This window comes from Micromonospora inositola, from assembly GCF_900090285.1.
GTDB lineage: Bacteria > Actinomycetota > Actinomycetes > Mycobacteriales > Micromonosporaceae > Micromonospora > Micromonospora inositola.
Window position 1 is genome coordinate 688,819 of record NZ_LT607754.1, and the last position, 21,938, is coordinate 710,756.

Sequence of the window (21,938 nt, forward strand, 5' to 3'; positions counted from 1 at the left end):
CCAGATGAGGACGCTGCCTAGAGGCCCCAGGGCAGCGGCTCGGGCGGGAGGTAGCGGCAGGTGCTGCCGGTCGAGACGGTGTCGCGCAGGTGGGCGGCGAGCGCGGGGTGGCGGTCGTCGAGCCGGCGCAGCGTGTCCCGGATGCGGGCGGTGACGGTCTTGCGGGCCCGCTCGGCCTCGTCACCGAGGCGGCGGCTACGGCCCGCCAGCCCGGCCGCGGCGCGCAACTGGTCGAGCAGCGCCGCGCGCTCAGCGTCGAGGCCGGCCAGCTTCGACTCGTCGCCGCGCGCGGCGGCCCGGTCGATCTCGTCGTCGAGCCGTTGCAGGTGGCGCCGGTAGCGGGCCTTCGCCTCGTCGTCGAGGACCGGGTCGCCGCCGAGCCGGCGGGCGGCAACGAGTTCCGGGCCGGCGGCGGGGTCGAGCAGCTCGACCGCCGGCACGTCGACGCCGGGCCGGCTCAGCAGCAGCCGCAGGTCGTGCAATCCCTTGGCGTCGGGCAGGTGCGCGACCACGCCGGCGTACGTGAGCTGCCAGACGGGACCGTCGCGGCGGAACTCGTACGCCTCAACGAGCCGCCGCGCGACCGTCAGCCCGACGGAGGACGCCTCGGCCGGGTGCTGCCCCGTGGTGGGCGCCGCGGTGGGCGGGTGAATCTGTCCGGCTGTCGTCGCGCCGGCCCCGGCGGGCACCGCGCTGCTCAGCCGGGTGACCGCCTGCGCCATGCCGAGCGTGCGGGCGTCGCGTTCGGTGGCGGCGCGCAGCTCTGCCGCGGCGGCCCCGTCGCCCGGCCGGTCGCGCCCGGTCAGCGCGTCCGCGAGCGCGGCGCGGGCGATGACCGACCAGGGGCGGGAACCCATCCGGTCGGCGGCATCGCGGGCCGAGGAGAGGCGGGCCACCGCGTCGTCCCACCGCTCCTGCGCGGCGTCGACGAGGCCCAGCCAGTGGTCGACCGGGCCGCTGATGTCGCAGCCGAACAGCGCGGCCAGCCAGCCGCCGCGGTGCGGCTCCAGCGCCTGCCGCACCTCGGCGCAGCGGCGCGGGTCGCGGGTCGCGACGGCGGCCTGCGCGCGCAGCCGCACCCACAGCGGCGACACCGCACGGGAGTACGTCGTCCCGGCGGCTTCGATGCCGGCGGTCAGGCGTGCGGCCGTCTCGTCGTCGCCGCGCTCGGCGGCGGTGATCGCCCGGAGCAGTTCCGGGTGGGGGTGCCGGGCCATGTCCGGCGCGTCGAGCAGCGTGTCGAGCTCGTCGAACCGGCCCTGCAACAGCAGCCGCGACCAGCGCAGGTGATGGCCCATGAACGCGTGGTCGGAGTGCTCCCACTCGCCGAAATCCGCCAACTCGGAGAAGAACTCGTCGGCCTCGGTGAAGTCGCCCCGGAACGCGGCGATGATGCCGCCGTCGACGGCCGCCCCCATCCGGTGGCGGGCGTTGTCGCTCTCCCGGCCGGCCGTGACGAACGCGGTGAGCTCCCGGTGGTAGCCCGGGTCGCCGAGTTCCAGCAGCGCGACCCAGCGCAGCGAGGTCGCCCACATCTCGGTCTCCCGGTCTCCCGTGCGGCGGGCCACGTCGCGGATCTCGGCGGTGAGCGCCGCCCGGTCGGCGGCCGTGCCCAGCCCCCAGGTCGTGTCGTGGCGGGCCCACAGGCTGAAGGTGAGCGCCTCGTCGTCGTTGCCGCGGCGGGCGAGCGTCTCGGTGGCCGTGATGAGGTCGGCGACGAGCGTGCTGAGCGGCCCGGTGACATCGGGCTCGCCGATGAGCCGCCGGTACGCCTCACGCAGCAGTTCCTCCGGGTCAGCGGATCGGCGTGCGGTGGGCCGCTGCCGATGGACGGTGAGCGCGACGCGGGCCAGCACCACCGGCTCGTCGAGCGCGAGCGCCAAGGTCGCGGCGTCGGCGAGAAGCTGCTCGGCCTCGTCCCTGCCGCCGACGTGGTGCAGCAGTTGGGCGAGCTCCACCATGATCTTGACGCGTTGGGTCGGATCCGCGGCGACTTCCCGCGCCCGGCGGAAATGGACCGCCGCCTCCTCCATGGCGAGCCGGCGGCTCGCGTCCCGGGCGGCGGCGACCAGCAGCTCGGCGGCTCGGGACGGGTCGAGGTCAACGCCGGCGAGCCAGGCGTGGCGGGCCAGGTCAGCGGGGATCAGCCGCTCGGCGAGCGCCGCCGAGCGGTCGACGGCCCGGACGACCGCGGCGTGTCGGACGCGCCGGTCGTCGTCGGGCAGCCCGTCATAGAGGGTCTCGCGGACCAGATCGTGGGCGAAGGCGAACCGGCCGCCGCCGCGGGCCACCACGAGCCGGGCGGTCACCGCGCGGTCCAGCAGCCGGTCGACCTGCGCGGCCGGGGTCGGTACGCAGGCGGAGAGAACCTGGCGGTGGAAGTCGCGGCCCAGCACGGCGGCGACGGTGAGTGCCTCGACCACCGGGGCGGGCAGTTGGGCGAGGCGCCGCCGCACGGCTTCCCGGACGCCGGGGGCGATCGCGGTGACCAGGCCGTCGGCGCGCCACAGCCGGGCGGTCTGCTCGACGAAGAACGGGTTGCCGCCGGTGCGCCGGTGCACCTCGTCGAGGAGCCCCGGGTCGGGCTCCCGGCCGGCCGTGCGGGTCATCAGCGCGCCCACCTCGTCGCGGGACAGGCCGGTGAGGGTGACGGTGGTCGCCTTCGCCGTCAGTGGCAGCAGCAGCGGGCGCAACCGATGGTCGCCCGACTCGACCTCCGCGTCGCGGTAGGTGCCGATCAGCAGCAACCGCTCGAACCAGGTGTGCTGGGCGGCGAACCGCAGCAGCCGCATCGAGGCGGGGTCGGCCCAGTGCAGGTCGTCGAGGACGACCACGACCGGGCGTCGCTGGGAGACCGCGACCAGTGCGGTGGTCACCGCGTCGTAGAGGGCGAACGCCTCCTGGTCGCCGTCGTCCTCGTCGCTCGGGCCGCCGGTCGCCTCGCCGAGCAGGACCCCGAGACCGGGCTCGGCGGCGTCCCGCGCGAGCGCCCAGTCGTCGGGCGAGCGGCGCAGGCCGCGCAGCACCTGCACCCAGGGCCAGTAGCCGGGCGCGCTGTCGGAATCCCAGCAGGCGGCGCCGAGCACCAGCGCGCCCCGCTGCCGGGCCTCCTCGGCCACGGCCGTTACGAGCGTCGTCTTGCCGATGCCGGGCTCGCCGGTGACGAGCACGACGCCACCGTGGCTCGCGGTCGCCCGGTCCACTTCGGCGCGCAGCAGGCCCGCGGGGTGCTCCCGCCCGATGATGGTCTCGCCGAACCGCGGCTGCATGACCCCCCGACCGTAACGGAACGGGCCGACATGATGAGGGGAACGGCCGCGTGGGACCCGACGGGCGTCGATGCGCTTGCGGCGGTCGCTTAAGATCACGCTGACGTAGTCACAACGGAAGCGGGGGCTGAGGTGGCGTCTACCGACCCGTCCGGCATCGACAAGGCGCTCACCGACACGTTACGCAGCCTTGCCGCCCAACAGTCCACAAGGGAAAACGCGGATGCGTCGCCGCCCGAGGGGTACGGCGAGGCGGCGGACGGCCTGGTCCGGGTCCGCACCGCACCGCCGGGCCGGATGACCGCGCTGGAGGTCGACCCGCGGCTGCTCCGGCTCGACCTCGCGACGCTCACCGACCACATCATGGTCGCGGTCAACAACGCGATGGAGGACCTCCAGCGGGCCACGGCGACGACGGCGGGCCCGGTCGACCTCGGCGACCTGGGCCGGCAGCTGAGCGTCATCCAGCAGGACGCCGCCCGGCAGTTCACGACGTTCCTCAACGGGCTCGCCGACGCGCAGGACCGGCTGAGCCGTCGGGGCGGGTGACCCCGTCGTGCAGATCGATCCGGACGGGCTGGCCGCCGCCGGCAACGCGATGCGGTCGACGGCCGACGACTTCGCCAGCCGGGTGACGGCCTTCCAGGCGCGACTGGCCTCGATCGGCCCGGCGTTCGGCGACGACGACACGGGTTCCCTCCTCGGCATGGCGTACGAGGAGGCGTCCGGCTTCGTCTTCGAGGTGCTCACCGAGGCCCTCGAGGAGGTTGGTTTCGCCGGCGACGACCTCGCCGCGATGGCGCGGTCGCACGAGACGAACGAGGCCGACACCAGCGACCTGTTCCACTCCATCCTCGGACGGCTCGGAGGCTGACGGCGTGGGCCTGCAGATCCCCGGTGAGCTGCGCAGTCTGCTCGACATCCTGGGCTACGACTGGCCGGCTTCGGACGAGCAGAAGCTGTTCGAGCTGGGCCAGGCGTGGCTCGAGTTCAGCGACGAGATGGCCGAGTTCCTGGCTGGGGCCGTCACCGCCGCCACCAACGCCCTCACCGGCAACGAGGGCGGCGACATCGAGGCGTTCCGGAACTGGTGGGCGGGCGAGGAGAGCCCGACCGCGAGTCTGGTCAGCAATGTCACCGGGGCGGTGGTCGGCGGCGCCGGGCTCATCATCTGCGCCGCGATCGTGCTGGCCCTGAAGATCGCAGTCATCGTGCAGCTGACGATCCTGGCGATCCAGATCGCGCAGGCGCTCGCCACCGCCGGCCCGACCTTCGGCGCGTCCCTGCTGGAGATTCCCGTGTTCCAGACGCTGGCCCGCACGATCATCGGCAACCTCATGCAGGAGGCCGTCTGGCGGTTGATCGATGGTTAGGAACCGCACCGGCAAGGTCGCCGCCAAGTTCGCCCGGGAGTGGGTCCGGGATCTCAAGAAGGTCAAGCGTCGGCGGCGGGGCACACCCGACGCACGGCCGACCCGCAACGCGTCCCCGGCCCGGCAGGCGTCGTACCGGGCCCGGCGGGAGGCCGACCGCCAGCAGCGCAACGGGCGGGTCAACGGCACCGCCGAGGCGGTCACCACGGCGGACGGCCGGCACACCGCGGTGTCGGTGAGCGACGGTCCGGACAAGATCTACCCGCACCACCGCGAGGTGGCCCGGGCGCTCGACAGCGTGCCGCAGAACCTCCGCGCGCCGTGGCACGGCAACTGCGCGCTGCCGCAGTCGTTGTCGAAGTTGCTGGACCGGGGCGTCGACCCGCGCGGGGGCGCCATCGGCGCGGCGCGGATCCGCGCCCCCGGCAACCCCGGCCATGGCGCCCACAACCCGTGCTGCAACAGTTGCAAGTCGTTGCGGAACGAGTTCGACCTCAGGGAGGCGTTGTGATGCGGGGCGACGAGCGCGACCTGCCGGCGCGGGCGGAACGGGAGCTCAAGGCGGCGGGCTGGTCGCCGCGTCGCCGCGTGGACGTGTCCGGGTGGGAGAGCGCGCTCGCCCCGGAGGGGTTCGCCATGCACCCGCCCGCGCGCGCGTTCCTCACCGAGTTCGGTGGCCTGGCCGTGCCGGTGAGCGGTCCCGGCCGGGACTACGCCCGGATCGGCGTACGGCTCGACCCGACCCTGTGTCTGGGGCAGAAGAAGTGGTTCGACAGCCTCGACGGGTCGACGGCCGGTCAGCTCTACCCGGTCGGCGAGGAGTACGACGGGCACGCCAGCCTGGCGATGGACGTGGACGGCACCATCCACATGCTCTTCAACGACCAGGTCAAGCGGGTCGGCCCCGGCGCGACGGGCCTGGCCCGGCTGCTGGAGGGCGAGGAGGCCCCGGACGGGTCGTGAGCCGCCCCGCCCCACCGAAGCTCAACCAATCGGTTTACTAATGGCCCGAGGCCGGCTATTGTCAACCTCATGGTTGAGGATCCGGTGGGGATGGATGAGGTGTTCCACGCCCTCGCGCACGGGGCGCGGCGCACCATGCTGCGCCGGCTCGCCGAACGGGAGCTGACCGTCGGCGAGCTGGCCGAGCCCCTGGAGATGTCCCTGGCCGCGGCGTCCAAACATGTGCAGGTGCTGGAACGCGCCGGCCTGGTGCGGCGCACCATCACCGGCCGCCGGCACGTCTGCGCGCTGGAACCGGCCCCGCTCGCCACCGCCGCCGCCTGGCTGGACTTCTACCGGCGCCACTGGGCCGACCGGCTCGACGCCCTCGAAGCGCTCCTCACCGACGACGAAGGGACCGACCGATGAGCACCGTCGTACGGCTGCACCGCGACCTGCCCGCCCCACCCGACAAGGTCTACCGGGCCTGGCTGGACCCCGACCTGCTGCGCCGCTGGCTCGCCCCCGGCGGGCTCGAGGTGGCCCGCGCCGAGGTCGAGCCCCGCATCGGCGGCCGGTACCGGATCTGGCACACCGACGCCGGCACCGACGTCGGCGGCTTCGACTGCGAACTGGTGGAGCTGGAGGAGGACCGGCGCCTCGTCTGGCGCTGGGGCTTCGTCGGCCCGCAGCGCGCCGCCGGCCCGACCTTCGACTCGTTGCTCACCGTCACCCTCGACGGGAAGCCGGAGGGCGGGACCGCGCTCACCCTCGTGCACGAAAGGTTGGAGGACCTGGCTGGGGCGATGCCGCAGGTGGCCGACGGCGTCGCGCCCGGCTGGAAGTCGGTGCTGGACAAGCTGGCGGAGGTGGCGGCGTGAAGCTCGTGGTGGTCGAGTGGATGAGCATGGACGGGGTGGTGCAGGCGCCCGGCGCGCCCGACGAGGATCCCAGCGGCGGCTTCGCACATGGCGGCTGGCACCTGCGCTGGTTCGACGACACCTCCCGGCAGTGGGTGGTGGACGGGTTGGAATGCGCTTCCGGGTTCCTCTTCGGACGGTTGACCTACGAGCGGTTCGCCGCGCACTGGCCGCACGTCACCGGGCCCGAGAAGGTGGTCGCCGACCCGCTGAACAACAAGCCGAAATACGTGGTGTCGGCGACGCTCGCCTCACCGCTGGCCTGGGAACACTCTTCGTTGTTGACCGGCGACGTGGCCGAGGCGGTGGCCGAGGTCAAGGAGTCTGGCGAGGGTGAGCTGCATCTGATCGGCAGCGCGCGGCTGGCGCAGACGCTGCTCGAGCATGACCTGGTCGACGAGCTGCGGCTGATGATTGACCCGGTGCTGCTCGGCGGCGGCAAGCGCATCTTCGCCGACGACGGCCAGCTCAGGACGCTGCGTCTCGTGGGCAGCCGGCCGACAAGCACCGGCGCACTCCTCGCCACCTACGCGCGTGAGTCGGATTGATTGCCTCGCGGTTGGCCACGCTCACTGGCCGCCTGAGCCAGGCAGCGTGGCCGCTGCGGGCCGATCCGAAGCCGGAGCTCTGCCTTGGGAAAGAGGCGCAGAGTCTCCGCCGGTTCGGCACACTGTGGACATGACGGCAGAGATACTCATCGCAGTGACGGCGGCCGCTGTATCACTTGTCAGTGCTCTGGTCAGCAGTGTTGCCACCTATCGGACCACCGTGATGGAGCACCGGCTGCAGGAGCAGACTCATCAGCGAAGCAAGGCCGAGCTCGCGAAAGAGTTGTTCCGGCGCTATCGGGAGCCGTTGCTCTGGGCGGCCCACTCCCTCCAGTCCCGGCTGTTCAACGCCCTCAGCCGAGGCTTCCTAACCACGTACCTGCGCAGCGGCGACCCGGAGGAAGAACGGTACGTGCGGGACAACACCGTCTACTTGCTGGCCGAGTACCTGGGCTGGCTGGAACTCCTCCGACGAGACCAGCGCTTCCTCGACATCGGCGATGTCGCCGACACCACGGAGTTCTTCGCCTCGATCGACAAGACAAGAGCCATCCTTGGAACTGACACGGTTTCGGGTCCGTTCCGGCTGTTCCGAGGCCAGCAACGCGCCATCGGCGAGCTGATGCTGACTCGGACCGACGCGTCCGACGGCGTCCGCCACGAAGTACTGGGATACGCCGCGTTCTGTGCACGTCTGGACAACTACCCTCGTTTCGCCGCCTGGTTCGACCGCCTTCGCGCCCAAGTCGACGAGATTGAGCAGGGTGGGGTCGAGGGGAACCAGCGCCTGGTCATGCTTCAGCACAGGCTGATCGACCTCATCGATCACCTCGACCGCGACAGGGACCGCCTACCCAAGAATCGGGACCGGGTGCAGCCGCATGACCAGGTGCCGGCTCAGCGCGCCCGCTGAGCCGGACGACTTCTAAGGCAGGAGCGACGACGCCGGCCGCGACCGCGGGCGCTGCGCCCGGTGACGCTGCCACGATCGAAGCACAAGCCGGGGGGCGGCCGCCGCCTCACGGCCACCCCCCCGCCGCTGACCGCGCCGCGCGCGACATTCCGGTACTCGCTGCCCGGCACCCCGATCGAGGTGGGCCGGCGTCGCTCCAGGCGGCTCAGCCGGGAGGATGCGGAGTCACCAGCCCGGACTCGTACGCCGCGATCACCGCCTGCACCCGGTCTCGAAGGCCGAGCTTCTGCAGGATCCGGGCCACGTGCGTCTTGACGGTGTTCTCGGTGACGAAGAGGGTGGCCCCGATCTCCGCGTTGGTCATGCCCCGAGCGACCAGCACCAGCACCTGCTTCTCCCGGTCGGTGAGCCGGGCCAGTTCCCGGGACGGGTTGCCGGGCGCGTGTCGGGCGAACTGTTCGACGAGCCGTCGGGTGATCGAGGGCGCGAACATGGAGCCGCCGTCGGCCACCACCCGGATGGCGGTGACCAGACGGTCCTCCGGCGCGTCCTTCAGCAGGAACCCGCTGGCCCCCGCCCGCAGGGCGCCGTAGACCACCTCGTCGAGGTCGAACGTGGTGAGCACCAGGACGTGCGCAGTCGACCCGCCGGCCCTGGTCTGCTCGATGATCTGGCGGGTCGCCTCCACCCCGTCCAGCCCGGGCATCCGTACGTCCATCAGGACCACGTCCGGCTGGTGCCGGGCGACCGCGCTCACCGCCTCGTACCCGTCGCCGGCCTCGGCGACGACCTGCAGGTCCGGCTCGGCCGACAGGATCATCCGGAAGCCGGCCCGGACCATGGCCTGGTCGTCGGCGAGCACCAGGCGGATCATGCCGGGACCTCGTACGGCAGGCGGGCCCGCACCCGGAAGCCGCCGGTCGGAGTTGGGCCCACCTCCAGCGCACCTCCGGCGACGGCGACCCGCTCCTGGACCCCGATCAACCCATGGCCGCCCGGTTCCCGCTGCGGCGGGATCTCGGCCCGGCCCTGCCCGTCGTTCTCCACGGCGACGTCGACGGCGACCTCGCCGTACCCGACGGTCACCGTGCACCGGCTCCGCGGTGCGTGCTTGAGCACATTGGTCAGCGCCTCCTGGACGATGCGGTAGGCGGACAGGTCGACCCCCGGGGGGACCCCGCCGATGTCCCCCTCGACGCGCAGCGCGATGTCCAGCCCCGACGAGCGCATCTGTGTTACCAGCTCCGTCACCGAGCCCAGCGAGGGCTGCGGCACGTGTGCCAGCTCCTCGTCCGACTCGCGCAGCACGGCCAGCAGCCGGCGCATGTCGCCGAGGGCTTGGGCGTTGGTGCGTTCGATGACGTCGAACGCCTCCCGCGCGGCGGACGGGTCGGCGGCCAGGACCCGCCGGCCACCTCGGGCCTGGAGCACGGTCACCGAGATGGCGTGGGACACGACATCGTGCAGCTCCCGGGCGATCCGCGCGCGTTCCTCGGCGACCGCGGCCCGGGCACGTTCCGCCTGTTCGCGCTGCAGTCCGTCGTTCTCGGCCAGCAGTGCCCGCTCCCGGTCCCGGCGCAGCCGCACGGCCAGGCCCACCGCCCAGGGCCCGCCCACCACGATCGTCGCGAAGAGCACGTCGCCCGCGGTGGGGGTGCCGGGGTCGGTGACGATGAACAGCACGATCCCGCTGCCGGCCAGCAGGCCACCGGCCCAGCCGGCCCAGCCGTGGGTGTGCGCGCCCAGCGAGTAGAGCGCCACGATGAAGACCAGCAGGAAGGTCAGCATGTCCTCGCCCAGCCCAAGGCCGGACGCCAGGCCGGTGTGCAGCGCGCCCCAGACCACCAGGAACGACCCGAGCGGCAGCTGTCGGCGGTAGGCCAGTGGGACGGTGGCCCCGAGCGCGAACAGCGCCGAGGCGGGCTCGGTGAAGAGCAGGCCGGCCCGGCCCAGGTCGAGCAGGGCGAGCGCGGCGAGGCCGCCGGCGAGCAGCCGGTCGGACCAGTTCCGCCACCGCGACCAAGGGATCACAGCGGCACCCTAGCCAGCGCCTTCGGTGCGACACATCACCCGCCAGGACGACGGAACGACCACCCCGTGGGGTGACGCTCACCGTGACCGTCCCGGACGGTCCGATGTCACCGGCCGGAGGGACGACCCGCGAGCCGGCCCGGCGAAGACTTCGGACATCGGCGCTCGTCGGAAGCGCCGCCCGAACCGAGGAGACCCCCATGACCGCCCTGACCGCCGCCGAACCGACCATCGACCGCACCGCCGTCCGGCGCCGCGTCCTGCCCGCCGCCATCGGCTCGGCCGTCCTCGCCATCGCCCTGATCGCGGTCGGCGTCTGGGGCGCCGGTGCGGCCGACCCGGACGCCTGGCTCGAGTTCCTGACCATGTCCGCGCTCGTCGTCGTCGCGGAGCTGGCCGTCTTCGGGTGGCTGGTCCCCCGGGCGTTGCGCCGCCGCGCCACCGGACCCACCGCGCTCGCACTTGCGCTGCCCGCGCTGCTGCTCACGCCGTTCGTCTTCTGGACCGGCCTGCCGGCGGTGCTCGGCACCGGCGGCCTGGTGCTCGGGCTGGCGGGGGCCCGGGACGCCCGGCGACGCGGCCTCGCAGTGGCGGCGACCGTGATCAGCATCCTCGCCCTGATCGGCTACGTCGCCGTCTACGTCAGCGACTGGCTGGTCAACAACGGCTTCTGACCACTGCCGAGGTGTACTCACGCCGCTCACCGCAGCCCCGGCGGCGGGTCGCCCCGGACCGGGCGCCGCCGCCGGGGCAGCGCCCGTTCGGGGCGAGGCCTCCGGCCGGCGGATGACTAGCCGCCCGCGTACCGGGTACGCGCGGGCCATGGGTAGCCACAAGCCAAACAAGCACGATCCCGGCGGCGAATCGGCACGGGGGCGGCGGCATCCGGGCAGCGGCCCCCGGGGTCGGCAGGGCTCGGAGGTGGAGCACTCGCCGGACCGGCGGCACCTGCGCGCGGCGACCGGGACCTCGGGCACCGAGCGCGACCAAGGCCGGGCGAGAGTCGAGGGCAGCGAACGGGTCCAACGCCAGGGCGGGGCCTGAGCACGCCCCCGATCCTGGTGACCCGCCGGCACATGTGGGGGTGATGTGAAGGTGCCGAGATTCCTGTTGACGTCGAACTACACCGTGAGCGGGCTCCAAGGGCTGATCAGTGACGGTGGTACCAAGCGCGTCGAGGTCGTCCAACACACGATCGAGGCTCACGGCGGGCGGATGGAGTCGATGCACTTTTCGTTCGCTGAGCACGACACCTACGTGTTGTGTGAACTGCCGGACCACAAGACCGCCGCCGCACTGGCCATCGCCTTCCGGTCGGCGGCCGGCGTGGAGACTCGGGTCACGCCGGTGCTGACCGCGGAGGAGATAGACCAGGCGACCCATCAGAGGGCCGCGTACGAGCCTCCGGGCAGGTAACCAACGATTCTGCCTCGCGGCGCTGCTGCGGAACGAGCTGTTCCGCGACCGGGCGCCCGACGACTACAAGCACATCGACTGGCTTTCGGCGGCTGATCCCGCCCGCTGCAGGCGCCGCGCACCACCAAGGGAACAACGCCTTGGACGCCGTCCACACGCGGCGATGGTCGTCGTGTGCGCCGGTTCAGGCGTACGCCAGGGCGTGCCTGCGATGCTCGGGGTCGTCGGTGCGTTCGGCCAGCGCGCGCAACTCCGCTGAAGCGGTGGCGGGGTTGCGTGCGCGCCAGGCGTGCATGAGGGCGGCGGCGGTTTCCGCCGGGCTGCCGGTGGCGGTGGCGATCACCACCTCCGCGGTCTCATCCGTCAGCTGGTCGATGGTCGGCACGGTGACGTCCTGCTCACGCAGGTGCCCGGCCAAACAGTCCGACGCCCAAGGGGGTCAGTGCGACAGCACCTTCGCCCTTCTCGATCGCGCCGAGCCTGGCCAGCTGGTCGAGCAGGCGGTCGGTGTCGTTGTCGGTGAGCTGGCGCCAGCCCCGCTCCTGCTCCTCGCTACCCGGGTCGAGCCCCAGTCCGTTGCACGCGGCCTGGTAGGCGAGCCGCCTCAGCTCGTCATTCTGGAGAGGCTCCGGCGCGATGAACAGGGCCATGGTCACGGCGAACACAGCGTCGTCGAACCGCCACCGCAGCACCGACTCGGCCCACCCTGCGCCGCATCGGCCAGGACAGCCGCGGCACCATCGTCGAAAGGTTGGTCATCGAGCACGTCTCCCCGGCGTCGTGGTTCGGGTGGGCGTTCCCAGGCTTCGGATGACCTCGGAACGTGCCGTCTCGTCGCCCGGATCGGGCGGTCCGGGCGACGAGACGGCCGGCCTGGCTGGGTGCGGTCAGCGGAGCTTACGGAAGAACTCGCGCACGTCGCCGAAACGGACACGGAGGGAGGTGGACCACGACCTCGCCGAAGTCGACCTCCGCCTCAGCCCCCGGTGAGTTGTACCTGCGGCACGAACGCCTCCACCGGCGGCCGAGCCACCCCTGGTTGGCGGTGAAACGTAGGAGCGGTCAAGTCCATGGAGGAATATGCGAACCGAGATCTGAGCGCGATCGGGGGGAGATGTCCGCCCCCCATCCTGCCGTTGTCGATCTGTCGAGGAGGCGGCCGTGGACTGGGTCCGCACGAATTTGAGTCCGCTGGCGTTCGCCGCGGTCGCTCTCCTGTTCGCCCTACCGTTCGCGGCGCTGAAGGGTGAGGCCGAGGAATGGCGTGTGGCGGTGACCTGGACTGGTTGGGGCTTGACCGTCGGTGGCGGGGCTCAGGTCCACCTGGAGACTCTGCTCTGGGATGGCGACCGTGGTCAGTACGTCATGCAGGAGGTGCCGAACGAGGCGCCGCAGATCGGTCCCGAAGAGCCCATCTACCTGCCGGGGCAACCGCTCTTCATGGTCGCCGCGCTGGGTGTCCTGGCCGGCGTGCTTGCCAGGATCCTGGCCGGTGTCAAGTCCCGCCTGGTGGTCTCGGCGGTAGCGGCATTCGTCGCGGCGGGGGCGCTTGCGCTCGGCCTGCGAGGCGCACTGCGTCGCTTTGATCCGCCGCCTTACGACGAGGCCATGTCCGCCGTACCGGCCGTCGGGTTCTGGCTGGCGGTCAGCATCCTGGCATTGCTCGGCGTCGGCAATGCGATCGCGGCGTACCGGTTGCGGAGGCGTGGCGAAGCCCTCAAGCCTGAACTCGGTGAAGAATTGACTGGGTAGGCCCCGTACCCGGACCTTGCCCGCGCGGCATGCTGTTCGCAGTAGTCCGTGTAGCAAGCGAGTGCGGCTCCGGTTGTCATGATCTGGCGGCGCGTCAGCCGAACCATGATCTCGTCGTCTCGACGACGCGGAATCGACCGCCAGCCAGGCTGACGCTACGCAAGCGCCGCGTAGACGGGTAACAACGAGGACTGAGGTGTACGCCGGACGCGTGGCGAGAGCCGGCGACGGGCCGCCTCTGTCACATAGCTGTCCAAGCCGAGGCCCTCGCGATCCAGGTTTGGCTACGAGAGATCCCACTCACGGCAGGATCGGCGAGCGCAAACGCCCGCTGCAACACCACGTCGAAGTTCTGGGGAAGCCGATCGTCGAGACGGTGCTTACGCCGCCAGGCCGCCCACCGCGGCTGCGCCAGCGTTGCATAGCCCTCGAGGGCCTGGCTCAGCGGTGCTAGCGCAACCTCGCGATACTCGGCCACCCGTTGCACGGCCGCCGCCAGCTCGTCGCCGTCGACATCGTGCCGTTCCGACAGCAGGTAGACATCGGCGAAGTCACGCCAGCGGGTGTTCGCCACGCCTCGCTGCAACGCCGTCACCAGCTTCTCGGCGTACACCATGGGGAGCGGATAGCCGGTGACCACGATCTCCCCGTCGAGCAGGCGCGGCAGCTTGATCGGTTGCGGATCGGGCCAGATCGGGTCACCGACGTTGACGTCGACGTGGAAGGTCAGCCGCGCGGCGGAGAGGCTACCGGTGAGGCTGACACGGACTCCGGAGTAAACGTCGTCGTCCCGGATCATCTCGGCGCTCGCGCTTGCCGCGTCGAATACCAGGCCGTCGTCGAGATGCTGTGCTGCGATGCCGCGGACGATACCGAGCACCTGATCTGTGCCATTGGAGATCCATCGGCCTTGAAGGTCGACGTCACGGGTGGGCCGACGAGCGGCGTACGCGGCGAGCAGCACGCCGCCCTTGAGCACGAGTTTGCCCGCATACGCGGACTGGGCCAGGCGAGCGAGGAAGCCCTCCAGCGCATAGACCTGATGCAGCTCGTCTGTGGGCCGACCGGTGCGGCGGGCGAGGTTCTGAAGATCGAGGTAAGCGCGGCCGGCGACGGTGGCTCGGGTCGGACGTTCGGTCACAGCAGGATCTCCAGTGCCTCTCGAAGTGGCCGCTCGACCTGAGGAAAGTGGCGAGCCATCGCCAACAGGTTTGACGGCGACGCGCCGCGCCGCCTCAGCCATCGCTTGAGCGCCGCGTACGCCAGGTCCGGGCCCTCACGGTGCCGCAGACGCAGAGCGTCGATGATGCTCCGTTCGGAGCTGTAGAGCCCGATCGACGTTTCCTGGTCGAGGGGCATTTCGGTGCGCCCGATCTCGAACGTGGTCGGGTCGAACCAGTGCCAGACGACCGGCGCGATGGTGGCGGGCCGGTGCTGTCCGCGTGGCAGCGCGACGTCGATGCGGGACGGGATCTCGTCGGTGAGGCCGTGCCGAGCCAACGCCGTGGCCAGGCAGAGGGTGGCGAGCGGTGCGCGACGAGCGATCTCGATGAGATCGATGTCCACCGCCTCAGCTTCATGCCGGCGGTAGAGACCTCGGCCGACCAGGTCGATTGCGCCCTGGTCGCGTAGGCGGTAGAGCCGCCAGCGGGAGACCCCGGCTGCCATGGCCTGGGAGTAGGTGAAGGTTGACGGAAGCCGACGTAAGGCCGCCTCTTCTCCGTCAGGCTCATTCGCCAGCACAGGAGAAATTCTATACACCTCATCTGTAGGTGTAGTGGATTTCTCCGGCAGGGCTAACCGGGTGTCGTGTCGGCGGGGAAGCGCTCGTGCCCCAGCACGGCGAGCAGCTGCAGCTTCTCGCAGCCTTCGCTGCGCGGGGACGCGGTGAGCACGAGCAGTGCCTGGGACTGGTCCTCGGTGAACAGCGCCTGGCAGTCGAGCCCGATCGCACCGAGCTGGGGATGGATGAGCGTCTTGTGGTCCGCGAAGCGCTTGGCGACCTCGTGCCGTTCCCACAGCTCGGCGAACTCCGGGCTCGCCTTCTGCAGCGCCCGCACCAGCTCACCGGCCCGCGACTGCGGGCCCATCGATCCGTACGCGGCACGCAGGTTGGCGACCTGGGCGCGGCTCTGCCGGTCGCGGTCCTCCTCGAGGTAGCGCAGCCGCTCCGCGGGAGCCGTGAACCACCGGTAGATCTCGCTGCGGGCGAGGCCCGTGTAGCCCGACTTGTCGCCGAACAGGGCTGCGGCCATCCGGTTCTGCACTAGCGTCTCGCCGAGGTTGGACAGGATGAGCGCCGGGGTGTCGTCGAGCCGGTCCAGCACGCGCAGCAGCGCCGGGGCGACGTGCGTCGCCGCGGACACGACTGCCGGGGCGTTGTGCCCCGCCACCCGGAACAGGTAGTCGCGTTCGTCCTTCGTCAGCCGCAGCGCCCGGGCGAGCGACGCGAGCATCTGCGCACTCGGCTGCGGGCCGCGCTGCTGTTCGAGGCGGGTGTAGTAATCGGTCGACATCGCGGCGAGGGCAGCGACCTCCTCACGCCGCAGGCCCGGCGCGCGCCGGCGCGCGCCCGCGGCCAGCCCGACGTCCCCGGGCTGCAGCGCCTCGCGGCGGCGGCGGAGAAAATCGGCCAGGGCTGCACGGTCCATGATCCCAGTATCCGCCGGTAGCGCGGGCGAGCCAGGGATTGCCGATCCCCCGATAACCGGTCTCTGCCCCCAGGCCGGACGATCGGCGAGGCTCGGAGCATGAACATCTCCGGAAACACCATCTTCATCCCCGGCGCCACGAGCGGAATCGGCCTCGCCCTCGCGCTCGAGCTGCGGGCCAAGGGCAACACGATCATCGTCGGCGGTCGGCGCGCCGACCTGCTCGACAAGATCGCCGCAGAGCACCCCGGCATCGACGCTATCAAGATCGACACGACGGACCCCGCGAGCATCGACTCGGCCGCGAAGGAGGTGCTGGCGAAGCACCCGGACCTCAACGTCCTCGTCACGATGGCCGGCATCATGCGCATCGAGGACTGGCACCAGCCCGAATCGTTCCTCACTTCGGCCGAGACGACCGTGACGACCAACGTGCTCGGCCCGATCCGCCTCATCGCCGCGTTCATCGAGCACCTGCGGGCGCAGCCGGATGCCACCATCGTCACCGTCTCCTCGGGCCTCGCGTTCGCGCCGCTCAAGGTCACCCCGAGCTACAACGCGTCGAAGGCCGCGATCCACATGCTCAGCGAGTCTCTCCGGTTGCAGCTCGCGGACACGACCGTGAAGGTCGTGGAGCTGGAACCTCCGGCCGTCCGTACCTCGCTGCTGCCCGGGCAGGAGAACAGCGAGTTCGCGATGCCGCTCGACGAGTTCGTGGCGGAGGTCGTCGCGCTGCTCGAGGCGCAGCCCGACGCGAAGGAGATCCAGGTCGAGCGGGTGAAGTTCCTCCGCTACGGCGAGGCGCGCGGCGACTACGACCAGGTCGTCGCGACGCTCAACGCGTCCGACCCGCACGGCAGGTAGCCTCGGCCGGCCCCGGCGGCGGGTGGTTCGCTTACGGGACGGGGGAGGCGCCATGACGTCGGGAAAACGGTTAAGCGTCACCTGAGGGTTGCCGTAGGAAACAGCGCAGGTTGAAAGCCAAGATTAGGGATGATTAAGATTCCGATTAGCGGAGTCTTATCGTACGCATAATTCCGGCACCCAATGTGCGCGCCTGACAGCGCAGAGAATTGGCATTACCCGCTCGTTGATTTCCTCGGGCCGTCCTCACTAATGTTGTCAGCGTCCGTTCCGGATGTCGGTCTCCACCTGGAGTGCCCCGGGACGGCCACCGCCGAGTCGCTGGACGTCATTGGCGTCGCCAGGCGAGCCGGGGAACCACCGCAGGTTTCGGGGTGAATCCGCATCAGCGGTAGGGCGACTTCCACGCCCGAACCCGTCAGCTAACCCGGCAGGCGGTCGAGGTAGGTGCGCGGTGACGTGCGTCGGCCTCGAATGGAAGGAGCCGACCCCGTTGCCACCCGTGCGCACCCGGCCTGCCGGATCGCGTCTGTTCACCAGAATCCTCGCCGTCGCGGCGGCGGCCATGGTGGCCGTCGGGCCAGCGGCCCACGCCCACGCCGCACCGTCGGCCGCCGATGTGCAGCAGCAGATCGACGCGGCGTGGCAGAAGCTCGAACCCGTCATCGAGCAATACAACAAGGTCCGGTCGGAACTGGCCGCGAACCAGCGGAGATCGGCCGAACTGAGCCGAAGGATCGAGCCACTCGGCAAGTCGGTGGAGATCAGCAGGACCCAGGTCCAGGAGATTGTGGCGGGGTATTACAAGCGGGAGAAGTCGCTTTCCACATTCAACGCCCTGCTGTCCCGCGGCTCGCCGCCGACAGCGGTGGGGGATCAACTCGCGCTCGTGAATCAGGTGGCAGATTCGGAGCAGCGACAGATCACCCGGCTGTCGACCCAGCAGGCGAGCTACGACGCCGACAAGGAGAAGGTCGACGCGCTGATCGCGATACGGCAGCGCCAGCAGGCCCAGCTAGCGGCTCGCAAGAAGGCCATCGACGCCGAGATCAAGCGGCTGGATGCGCTACACCGACAGACCGCCGCCGCTGAGGCGACCGCGGCGGCCAAGGCGGCCGCGGACGCCGCGGCGGCCAGAGCCGCAGCCGCCGCCCAGTCAGCCGCCACCGCGAGCAGCACCTCACCCATCACGTCGAGCAGTCCACTGTTCATCGGTGGGAAGTGCCCCGCCGTCCCCATCACGGGTAGCGGCGGCGTCGCGGCGAAGACCGCGTGCAAGCAGATCGGCAAGCCGTACGTGTGGGCGGCCAACGGTCCAGACTCGTTCGACTGCTCCGGCCTGACCCAGTACGCGTGGGCTTCCGCCGGGGTGCAGCTGACCCATTACACAGGTGCTCAATGGACCGCAGGTGTGGCGGTGAGCAGAGCGAACCTTCGCACGGGTGACCTCGTCTTCTTCTACGCCGATCACCATCACATGGGTATGTACGTCGGCAACGGGCTGATCGTCCACGCCCCGCACACCGGGGACGTGGTCCGAATGGCCCAGCTGGCGACTATGCCTTACAGCGGTGCTCGCCGCCCCGGCTGACCCGTCCGGTCCGGAGCCACCGGGCATCGTCAAAGAGCAAGCATCCGCAGCGAGAAGGGCATCCGCTGGGGCGGGCGCCCCCTCCAAGCCGCAGCCTGACCCAGCCCGGCGAAACCTATGCGGTCACAGCACTAGCTTCGGCTGCGGATCATCGACATCAGCAGCCCGTGGGTCTCGGCATCGGCGGCCACCACGAGCCCGCGGCCTGCCTGCCCGATCGGGGCGCCGTCGATCCCGGTGACTACGCAGCCGGCGGCCCGGCACACAGCGATGCCGGCGGCGAAATGCACACTCCAGGACAGGTCACCGCCATCGGTGACGTATGCGGCGCGCTTGCCGGCCGCAACCCAGGCCAAGGCCAGCGTCGTGGACACGACCCGCGGCCGGAACCGCTCGACGAACTCGGGGCGGGTCAGCAGGTCCACGGCCCGGAATCCGGGCGCGCTCGGGAACGGCGGATCCAGGTTGACGTCCACCAGCTGGGTGACGGGGGTGGGCGTCAGCTGCGCATCGACCCCGTCGTGCCGCACCCAGGCGGTCTCACCGTCGGTGAAGAAGACCTCGCCGCTGAACGGGTCGGCCACCGCCGCTGCCCCGTTGCGCAGCGCCACGTTGACGGCCACCAGCATGTTGCCGACCGCGTAGTTCAGCGTGCCGCACAGGGGATCCACCAACCACTGGCGCACAGCGTCGGCCGCGCCCCGCTGCCCGCCTTCCTCGCCGAGCACCCCATCATCGGGCCGGGCGGCACGGATGACGCCGAGGATCGTCTGCTCAGCCTCCACATCGGCGGCGGTGGCGAAGTCCCCGGCGCCTTTGTCGATGCGGGTGAGCCGCTGGCCGTACATGTTGCTCACCACGTCCGCGCCGGCACGTGCCGCAGCTACCGCAACCCCGGCATCGTCGGGACTCGCGTACGAGTTGATCATGCCGTGCAGAATACGGGGCGAAGCTGATCCCCACCGGTCAGACCAGCATCGTCCCGCCCCGACGGCCGCAGGAGTGCAGCTCACCACCGTCCGCGAAGCGTGGCCGGCAACCACCGCGACGTCGCCCGCACTATTTCGGGCGCCACCAACATCCAATCGGCCCTCGGCGCCATCGACGCGACCACCAACCCGGTGAACCTGTGCGGTCAAGGCACTAGGTGCCTGGACAGGAGGCTCGGGATCGGTCAAGATCGGCGGTCATGGCCCAGACGACGGCTGACCGCGCCGAGAGCGCTGACCTTTCCGACGAAATCGTTGCCGTGGCGGAGCGGCTGGCCGACCTGATCGGCGCGCTGCCCACCGCCGACATCGCCATCCCCGGTGCGTCCTGGACCGTCGCCGAGGCGGCCGCACATCTGGCGATGGCCAACGAACTCATGGCGACGATCGCCGCCGGCCGACCGGCGACTCACGGCGACGGCACGAAGGCCGGCCTGGCCAGCGCGAACGCGCAGTCGCTGACCGAGCACACGGAACGCGACCCGGCCGTGCTCGCGCAGCGGATCACGGAACAGGCCGCCGCGTTCCTGGAGGCGGCCCGGGCCCGACCCGCCGCGGATGTCGTCGACACGCCCATGGGCCCGATGCCGCTGGGGGTGTTCAGCTGCTACCTGCTCGCGCACATGCTCAGCCACGGCAGCGCGATCGCCAGCGCCCTCCGGCAGCCACCGATCGTCCGGCCGCGGCACGTCGAACTCATCCTGCCGTTCATCCACGTCACGATGCCCCGCCTCGTCGACCGGACCGCCGTTCAGGACCTGACCGCGTGCTACGAGCTGCGGCTGCGCGGTCTCTCCCGGTTCTCGGTGCTCTTCGCCGACGGAGTCGCCACGGTGAGCGACATCCCGCACCGCCGGGCCGACTGCACGATCTCGGTCGACCCGGTGTCGTTCTTCCTCTTGAGCGCGGGTCTGAGCAGCCAGTGGCCGTTGATCGCGCGCGGGAAGCTGCGGGCGTGGGGACGCAAGCCGTGGCTCGCCTTCCGGTTCCTCGGCTTCTTCGCCATCCCGTGACGGCATGACAAGGGCCGAGGGACGCTGAGCCGGGCCGGACGGCAGTCGGGCGTGCCCGAACGCTGCCGCCGCAGGGTTCTCCCCACCGGCCCTCGCGACCGGGACTGCCGTCCCGCAACGTCCACGGACGCAACAGCAGCTAGCTCGCGCCCAGATGGGCGATCATCGTCTGGTTGGCGGCCCAGCCGTCGGGGAACTTGACCGGCACGTCGAGGTGCACCGTCTCCGTCGACGGGTGGGCGTCCAGCAATTCCCCGATGCCCGCCCGCGCCACCACGATGCAGGCGTGCCGGTGGCGGGACGTCAGCACGCAGAGCCGCCCCGACTCCAGGTGGAAGGTCGTCGCGTCCCGCCGTCCGGACAGCGGGTGCAGCACGATCGTCACGTCGTACTCGCGGCCCTGGAGCCGGTTGGCGGTGTCGACGGTGATGCCCGCCCCGGCCTCGCCGAGCTGCGCGCGGATGGCCGCGACCTGGTCGCGGTGGGCGGCCCCGACGGCGATGCGGTCCGCGGTGACCGGCGCGCCGGCCGGCGCGTGCTCGGAGACGGCGACCGCTCCGCGCCGCAACACCCGCAGGGCCAGGGCCGCGCAGGCCGCGGCGGCTTCCCCGTCGGTACGCGGGGTGTGCCGGGCCGGCAGCTCGTACAGCGCCCAGCCCGTCGTCGCGGCCAGCTCCACGGACGCGTCGAGTGCGTCACCCGGCCCAGGCTCGGTGAACGACAGCGCCCGGTCGTCGGGGCCGGTACCGGCGCGGAACCCGGTGAACGGGTAGAACGCCGCGGCGACCACCGGCGCCGCCGAGGCGGGCAGCCGCCACGACACGGGCAGGCGGTGTACCGGCAACTCGGGGTTGTGGCGCAGCAGCACCGCCACCGCCGACTGCATCGGATCCCAGGTCAGGCCTGTCCAGCGCACGGTCTCGACCGTGGAGAACGGGTCGAGCTGCCCGGGGTCGCCCACGAACAGCGCCCGCTCGAACCGGCCGGCCACGCGCAACAGGGCGTCCGACCGCATCTGGTACGCCTCGTCGACGATCGCCCACGGCCAGCAGCCCTCGGCGATGGTGGCCCACTTCGCAGCCGTACCGATGATGACGGCCGGACCGCCGAGGTCGGCGACCTTGGCGGCGACCCGGACGGTGTCGTGGTCCTTGACCCGATCGGAGGGCCGGTAGTCGGCGGCGGAGAGCCGGCCGATGCGCAGTTCGGGGGCCCTGCGGGCGAGCCGGTCGATGAGGTCGTCGACCTGCTCGTTGGTCTGCGCGATGATGATCAACGGCTCGCCGGCGGCGGCCAGCTCGACGGCGGCGCGCACCACCAGCGTGGACTTGCCGGCGCCGGGCGGCGAGTCGACCACCACGCCGCGGTGCGCGCCGGAGCGCAGGTCGGCCAGCACGGCCGGGATCACCCGCTCCGCCTCGACCGCGGGCGGCACCTCCAGCCCAGCAAGCATGACCACACCTCTCGACGGGGCATCGCCGGGACCCTACCGCCAGGGCCTGACCATCCTCCGGTCACCTCACGTCCGCGGTCCTGGCCCTCGCCCCGTGCTCCGACCGCATCGCCGTATGCCAAGTCGTGCGGTAAGACGATTGCCACAGGCAACTAATGGGCGTACGAACGTGAATGTCAGCCCGGTTACTTGCGACGAAGATCGTTGACCGGA

25 protein-coding genes and 1 riboswitch are annotated in these 21,938 nt (G+C 71.3%); of the genes, 15 read left to right on the forward strand and 10 right to left on the reverse strand.

The genetic code is table 11. The features are described 5' to 3' along the window. Positions 1 to 17: 17 nt before the first annotated feature. Positions 18 to 3,269 (reverse strand): ATP-binding protein, encoded by a 3,252-nt coding sequence (locus tag GA0070613_RS03235; protein WP_089010917.1) that lies wholly within the window; start codon positions 3,267 to 3,269, stop codon positions 18 to 20. A gap of 132 nt (positions 3,270 to 3,401) precedes the next feature. Between GA0070613_RS03235 and GA0070613_RS03240 the strand changes: the two genes are divergently transcribed. The 9 genes from GA0070613_RS03240 (at position 3,402) to GA0070613_RS03280 (ending at position 7,965) form a co-directional block, all read left to right on the forward strand. After that, complete coding sequence (locus GA0070613_RS03240; protein ID WP_089010918.1) at positions 3,402 to 3,818, forward strand: YbaB/EbfC family nucleoid-associated protein; 417 nt, start codon at positions 3,402 to 3,404, stop codon at positions 3,816 to 3,818. 7 nt (positions 3,819 to 3,825) lie between these two features. After that, positions 3,826 to 4,143, forward strand: a complete 318-nt coding sequence (locus tag GA0070613_RS03245) for a hypothetical protein (RefSeq protein ID WP_089010919.1) — start codon at positions 3,826 to 3,828, stop codon at positions 4,141 to 4,143. 4 nt (positions 4,144 to 4,147) lie between these two features. Continuing rightward, positions 4,148 to 4,642 (forward strand): WXG100-like domain-containing protein, encoded by a 495-nt coding sequence (locus GA0070613_RS03250; RefSeq protein ID WP_089010920.1) that lies wholly within the window; start codon positions 4,148 to 4,150, stop codon positions 4,640 to 4,642. Beyond that, positions 4,635 to 5,153 carry a YwqJ-related putative deaminase gene (locus tag GA0070613_RS03255; RefSeq protein ID WP_089010921.1) on the forward strand — a complete coding sequence of 173 codons (519 nt, stop codon included), beginning with the start codon at positions 4,635 to 4,637 and terminating at the stop codon, positions 5,151 to 5,153. Before GA0070613_RS03250 ends, GA0070613_RS03255 begins: the two co-directional genes overlap by 8 nt. Continuing rightward, positions 5,153 to 5,605 carry an SUKH-3 domain-containing protein gene (locus GA0070613_RS03260; RefSeq protein WP_089010922.1) on the forward strand — a complete coding sequence of 151 codons (453 nt, stop codon included), beginning with the start codon at positions 5,153 to 5,155 and terminating at the stop codon, positions 5,603 to 5,605. The genes GA0070613_RS03255 and GA0070613_RS03260 overlap by 1 nt, the downstream gene beginning before the upstream one ends. 69 nt (positions 5,606 to 5,674) lie before the next feature. Next, positions 5,675 to 6,013, forward strand: a complete 339-nt coding sequence (locus GA0070613_RS03265; RefSeq protein ID WP_089010923.1) for an ArsR/SmtB family transcription factor — start codon at positions 5,675 to 5,677, stop codon at positions 6,011 to 6,013. Further along, a complete protein-coding gene (locus tag GA0070613_RS03270) occupies positions 6,010 to 6,465 on the forward strand; it encodes an SRPBCC family protein (protein WP_089010924.1) in 456 nt (151 codons plus the stop codon). The genes GA0070613_RS03265 and GA0070613_RS03270 overlap by 4 nt, the downstream gene beginning before the upstream one ends. Next, positions 6,462 to 7,052 (forward strand): dihydrofolate reductase family protein, encoded by a 591-nt coding sequence (locus tag GA0070613_RS03275; RefSeq protein ID WP_089010925.1) that lies wholly within the window; start codon positions 6,462 to 6,464, stop codon positions 7,050 to 7,052. Before GA0070613_RS03270 ends, GA0070613_RS03275 begins: the two co-directional genes overlap by 4 nt. Before the next feature lie 130 nt (positions 7,053 to 7,182). Beyond that, positions 7,183 to 7,965, forward strand: coding sequence for a hypothetical protein (locus GA0070613_RS03280; protein ID WP_157746256.1), 783 nt, complete (start codon positions 7,183 to 7,185; stop codon positions 7,963 to 7,965). Positions 7,966 to 8,170: 205 nt separating this feature from the next. Here GA0070613_RS03280 and GA0070613_RS03285 read toward each other — a convergent pair whose 3' ends face one another. Together GA0070613_RS03285 and GA0070613_RS03290 are read right to left on the reverse strand one after the other, a co-directional pair. Next, positions 8,171 to 8,839 carry a response regulator gene (locus tag GA0070613_RS03285; RefSeq protein WP_089010927.1) on the reverse strand — a complete coding sequence of 223 codons (669 nt, stop codon included), beginning with the start codon at positions 8,837 to 8,839 and terminating at the stop codon, positions 8,171 to 8,173. Then, positions 8,836 to 9,996, reverse strand: a complete 1,161-nt coding sequence (locus tag GA0070613_RS03290) for a sensor histidine kinase (RefSeq protein WP_089010928.1) — start codon at positions 9,994 to 9,996, stop codon at positions 8,836 to 8,838. The genes GA0070613_RS03285 and GA0070613_RS03290 overlap by 4 nt, the downstream gene beginning before the upstream one ends. Before the next feature lie 200 nt (positions 9,997 to 10,196). Here GA0070613_RS03290 and GA0070613_RS03295 point away from each other — a divergent pair, with 200 nt between their 5' ends. Both GA0070613_RS03295 and GA0070613_RS03300 read left to right on the forward strand, forming a co-directional pair. Next, entirely contained in the window at positions 10,197 to 10,670 is a 474-nt protein-coding gene (locus GA0070613_RS03295; protein WP_089010929.1) for a hypothetical protein, read from the forward strand. Positions 10,671 to 11,091: 421 nt separating this feature from the next. Further along, entirely contained in the window at positions 11,092 to 11,412 is a 321-nt protein-coding gene (locus GA0070613_RS03300; protein WP_089015717.1) for a GYD domain-containing protein, read from the forward strand. A gap of 184 nt (positions 11,413 to 11,596) precedes the next feature. On the opposite strand, the gene GA0070613_RS03305 is transcribed toward GA0070613_RS03300, so the two are convergent. Continuing rightward, positions 11,597 to 11,797 (reverse strand): hypothetical protein, encoded by a 201-nt coding sequence (locus GA0070613_RS03305; RefSeq protein WP_157746257.1) that lies wholly within the window; start codon positions 11,795 to 11,797, stop codon positions 11,597 to 11,599. A 13-nt stretch (positions 11,798 to 11,810) separates the two neighbouring features. Beyond that, a complete protein-coding gene (locus GA0070613_RS03310) occupies positions 11,811 to 12,104 on the reverse strand; it encodes a hypothetical protein (RefSeq protein ID WP_089010931.1) in 294 nt (97 codons plus the stop codon). Positions 12,105 to 12,573: 469 nt separating this feature from the next. On the opposite strand from GA0070613_RS03310, the gene GA0070613_RS03315 reads away from it, so the two are divergent. Beyond that, positions 12,574 to 13,164: a hypothetical protein gene (locus GA0070613_RS03315; RefSeq protein WP_089010932.1), complete on the forward strand. Its 591-nt coding sequence runs from the start codon at positions 12,574 to 12,576 to the stop codon at positions 13,162 to 13,164. 241 nt (positions 13,165 to 13,405) lie between these two features. Here the strand turns inward: GA0070613_RS03315 and GA0070613_RS03320 are convergent, their stop codons facing one another. The 3 genes from GA0070613_RS03320 to GA0070613_RS03330 are packed head-to-tail and all read right to left on the reverse strand — an operon-like array spanning position 13,406 to position 15,815. Further along, complete coding sequence (locus GA0070613_RS03320; protein WP_197699038.1) at positions 13,406 to 14,305, reverse strand: nucleotidyl transferase AbiEii/AbiGii toxin family protein; 900 nt, start codon at positions 14,303 to 14,305, stop codon at positions 13,406 to 13,408. Beyond that, entirely contained in the window at positions 14,302 to 14,925 is a 624-nt protein-coding gene (locus tag GA0070613_RS03325) for a type IV toxin-antitoxin system AbiEi family antitoxin domain-containing protein (RefSeq protein ID WP_408630970.1), read from the reverse strand. Before GA0070613_RS03325 ends, GA0070613_RS03320 begins: the two co-directional genes overlap by 4 nt. 35 nt (positions 14,926 to 14,960) lie before the next feature. Continuing rightward, positions 14,961 to 15,815: a helix-turn-helix transcriptional regulator gene (locus tag GA0070613_RS03330; protein ID WP_089010934.1), complete on the reverse strand. Its 855-nt coding sequence runs from the start codon at positions 15,813 to 15,815 to the stop codon at positions 14,961 to 14,963. Positions 15,816 to 15,914: 99 nt separating this feature from the next. Here GA0070613_RS03330 and GA0070613_RS03335 point away from each other — a divergent pair, with 99 nt between their 5' ends. Continuing rightward, complete coding sequence (locus tag GA0070613_RS03335; RefSeq protein WP_089010935.1) at positions 15,915 to 16,679, forward strand: SDR family oxidoreductase; 765 nt, start codon at positions 15,915 to 15,917, stop codon at positions 16,677 to 16,679. A 301-nt stretch (positions 16,680 to 16,980) separates the two neighbouring features. Next, a riboswitch (cyclic di-AMP (ydaO/yuaA leader) is annotated at positions 16,981 to 17,131 on the forward strand. 2 nt (positions 17,132 to 17,133) lie between these two features. After that, positions 17,134 to 18,270: a C40 family peptidase gene (locus GA0070613_RS03340; protein ID WP_157746258.1), complete on the forward strand. Its 1,137-nt coding sequence runs from the start codon at positions 17,134 to 17,136 to the stop codon at positions 18,268 to 18,270. A gap of 131 nt (positions 18,271 to 18,401) precedes the next feature. On the opposite strand, the gene GA0070613_RS03345 is transcribed toward GA0070613_RS03340, so the two are convergent. Beyond that, positions 18,402 to 19,199 carry an inositol monophosphatase family protein gene (locus tag GA0070613_RS03345; RefSeq protein WP_089010937.1) on the reverse strand — a complete coding sequence of 266 codons (798 nt, stop codon included), beginning with the start codon at positions 19,197 to 19,199 and terminating at the stop codon, positions 18,402 to 18,404. A gap of 260 nt (positions 19,200 to 19,459) precedes the next feature. Between GA0070613_RS03345 and GA0070613_RS03350 the strand changes: the two genes are divergently transcribed. After that, complete coding sequence (locus GA0070613_RS03350) at positions 19,460 to 20,272, forward strand: maleylpyruvate isomerase N-terminal domain-containing protein (protein WP_089010938.1); 813 nt, start codon at positions 19,460 to 19,462, stop codon at positions 20,270 to 20,272. 139 nt (positions 20,273 to 20,411) lie between these two features. Here the strand turns inward: GA0070613_RS03350 and GA0070613_RS03355 are convergent, their stop codons facing one another. Continuing rightward, positions 20,412 to 21,725 (reverse strand): AAA domain-containing protein, encoded by a 1,314-nt coding sequence (locus tag GA0070613_RS03355; protein WP_089010939.1) that lies wholly within the window; start codon positions 21,723 to 21,725, stop codon positions 20,412 to 20,414. Between the last annotated feature and the right edge of the window lie 213 nt (positions 21,726 to 21,938).